The sequence below is a fragment of the Micromonospora sp. NPDC049580 genome, from assembly GCF_040675595.1.
Lineage (GTDB): Bacteria > Actinomycetota > Actinomycetes > Mycobacteriales > Micromonosporaceae > Micromonospora.
Genome location: NZ_JBFAPG010000647.1, coordinates 1 through 2,808, shown reverse-complemented (window position 1 = coordinate 2,808; position 2,808 = coordinate 1). Strand labels below are relative to the sequence as shown.

Annotated in this window: 2 protein-coding genes and 1 pseudogene; all 3 read right to left on the bottom strand. The window is 73.3% G+C overall.

Annotation, left to right across the window (positions count from 1 at the left end; genetic code table 11):
• Window positions 1–548: pseudogene (locus AB0J68_RS30430) on the bottom strand (phenylalanine--tRNA ligase subunit beta); the annotation flags it as partial.
• 40 nt (window positions 549–588) lie between these two features.
• Window positions 589–1,668, bottom strand: coding sequence for a phenylalanine--tRNA ligase subunit alpha (gene pheS / locus AB0J68_RS30425; RefSeq protein ID WP_363942132.1), 1,080 nt, complete (start codon window positions 1,666–1,668; stop codon window positions 589–591).
• Window positions 1,669–1,887: 219 nt separating this feature from the next.
• Window positions 1,888–2,739, bottom strand: a complete 852-nt coding sequence (locus tag AB0J68_RS30420) for an RNA methyltransferase (RefSeq protein ID WP_363942130.1) — start codon at window positions 2,737–2,739, stop codon at window positions 1,888–1,890.
• Between the last annotated feature and the right edge of the window lie 69 nt (window positions 2,740–2,808).

Genomic DNA, 2,808 nt, shown 5'->3' with positions numbered 1-2,808 from the left:
CGCAGGCTCAGCGCGTACCCCCGGTCCGGGGTGATCTCCAGCTCGAGAACGACGTCGTCGAGGCCGACGACGGGCCGCGCGTCGTCGCCGGGCTTGGCGGACACGTCCGGCGGCAGCACGATGATGCCGGAGTGGTCGTCGCCCAGGCCCAGCTCCTTCGCCGAGCAGATCATGCCGGCCGAGTTGTGCCCGTACGTCTTGCGGGCGCCGATGGCGAACCCGCCGGGCAGCACACCGCCGGGCAGGATCACCACCACCCGGTCACCGGGGGCGAAGTTGCGCGCCCCGCAGACGATCTCCTGCGGCTCGCCGGTGCCATTGGCGGCGCCCACGTCGACCCGGCAGAAGCGGATCGGCTTCTTGAAGCCGGTCAGCTCCTCGATCTCGCGCACCTCGCCGACGACGAGCTGGCCGGTGACGCTCTCGCGCAGGTCCACGACGGACTCGACCTCGATGCCGAGGTTGACCAGGGCCTGCTCCAGGTCACCGGTGGGCAGGTCGGCGGGGAGGTCGACGTACTCCCGCAGCCAGCTGACAGAAACTCGCATGACTTCAGACCACCGTTCCCGTGTCTCGTACCCGCATCGCCTACGCCCCGGTGGAGAGCGCGCGGCTGAACCGCACGTCGCCCTCGAAGAGATGGCGGATGTCGCTGACCCCGTGCCGGACCATCAGGGTCCGGTCGATGCCCATGCCGAAGGCGAATCCGGAGTAGACCTCCGGGTCGACGCCGCAGGCGCGCAGCACCCGCGGGTTGACCATCCCGCAGCCACCCCACTCGACCCACTGCGGGCCGTCGCGGTGCTCCGGGAACCACACGTCGAACTCCGCCGACGGCTCGGTGAACGGGAAGTAGTGCGGCCGCCACCGGGTCTTCGCCTCCGGGCCGAACATGGCCCGCGCGAAGTGGTCCAGCGTGCCCCGCAGGTGCGCCATCGTGATGCCCTTGTCGACCACCAGGCCCTCGGCCTGATGGAACACCGGGCTGTGCGTGGCGTCGATCTCGTCGGTGCGGTAGACGCGGCCGGGCACGATCACGTAGATCGGTGGCTTGCGGCTGAGCATGGTGCGGGTCTGCACCGTCGACGTGTGCGTTCGTAGAACAAGGCCCGAGCCCGCGGAGCCATCGGCGGATGCGATGTGGAACGTGTCCATCAGCCCGCGTGCCGGGTGGTCGGCGGGGATGTTCAACGCGTCGAAGTTGACCCACTCCAGGTCGACCTCGGGCCCCTCGGCAACCTCGTAGCCCATCCCGACGAACAGGTCGCTGATCGACTCCATCAGGACGCTCAGCGGATGCCGGGCGCCGCGCGGACGCCTGTTGAAGGGCAGCGTGACGTCCACCCGCTCCTCGACCAGCACCCGCTCGGCCTGCTCGCGCTCCACCACCTCGGCGCGGTCGGCGTACGCGGCTTCGATCGCCCGGCGGGCCTCGTTGACCCGCTTACCGGCGTCGGACTTCGCGGCCGGCGGCAGCGCGCCGATCTCGCGGCGCGCGAGGGAGACCGGCGACCGGTCCCCCAGGTGCGCCGAACGCAGCGCGGTCAGCGCGTCCGGATCGGCGGCGGCCGTGAACGCCTTCGTGGCGTCGGCGACGGCCTCGTCCAGGGCGGCCGTGTCGAGCAGGGCGACCTGCTTCGGGTCGTACGGATCGTTGCGGTAGCTCATGGCGTACGGGCACTCCCTCACGGCGGCGCCAGCCCTCATCGGGGCGGCTAGGCGAGTCTACGGACGCGCGGCTGTGCCGCAGCCCGCCGGTAGGAGTTGCGCAGGGAGCAGGTCAGGCCCGCCGCCCGCCGACACCGGCGGGCTGGCTAAACGAACGCCGTGTCGCGTTCATGGGCGGATGCTCTCCCCTGCTGTCGGTCGCGCCGGAGGTGGTCACCGTCAGCGCTGCGCTCTCGCTGAAGCGTACAGGCAGACCGCCGCGGCGGCAGCCAGGTTGAGGCTCTCCGCGCGCCCGTACAGCGGCACCCGCACCCGGGCGTCGGCGGCGGCGGTCAACTCCTCGGGCAGGCCGTGCGCCTCCGAGCCGAACAACCACGCGGTGGGCCCGACGAGCCGGCCGTAGTCGGTCAGGTCGTCCAGGTCGTCGTCGCCGTACCCGGTGGTGGCGAAGATCGACAGCCCGGCGGCGCGCAGCGCGTCGACCACCGCGACCGGGTCGGGCGCGCGGACGACGTCGACGTGGAAGAGGCTGCCGGCCGAGGCCCGCACACACTTGCCGTTGTACGGGTCGACCGCGTCCCCGGCGAAGACCACCGCACCCGCGCCGGCGGCGTCGGCGGTGCGCAGCACCGTGCCGGCGTTGCCCGGGTCGCGGATCTCGGCGAGCACCGCCACCAACCGGGGCCGGCCGGCGAGGGCCTGCTCCAGCGGCACGTCGAGGTGCCGGCAGACGGCGACCAGCCCCTGCGGGGCGACGGTCTCGGCCAGCGCGGCGAGCGCGTCGTCGGTCACCTCGGAGACCGGCACGTCGGCGCGGGCCGCCGTCGCGGCCAGCTCCGGGTGCCGGTCCAGCGCGGCGGGCGTACCGAACAGCTCGGTGACCACCCCCGGCCGGGCCAGGGCCTCGCGGACCGCCTGCGGGCCCTCGGCCAGGAAACGGCCGGTGGCGTCGCGGTCCCGGCGGCGTTGCAGGCGGCGTGCGGCGACGACCCTGGGGGTACGCGGGGTGAAGGCCATGGTGTGTGTTCCTCCGGCACGATTGAGGCGCCCCCCGGACGGCGGTGCCGACACGGGAGACGCCTCGCTCTGGTGCGGGGGGATCAGGCGGCCTGGGCCGCCGCGCCGCCGGTGCCCTCGGCC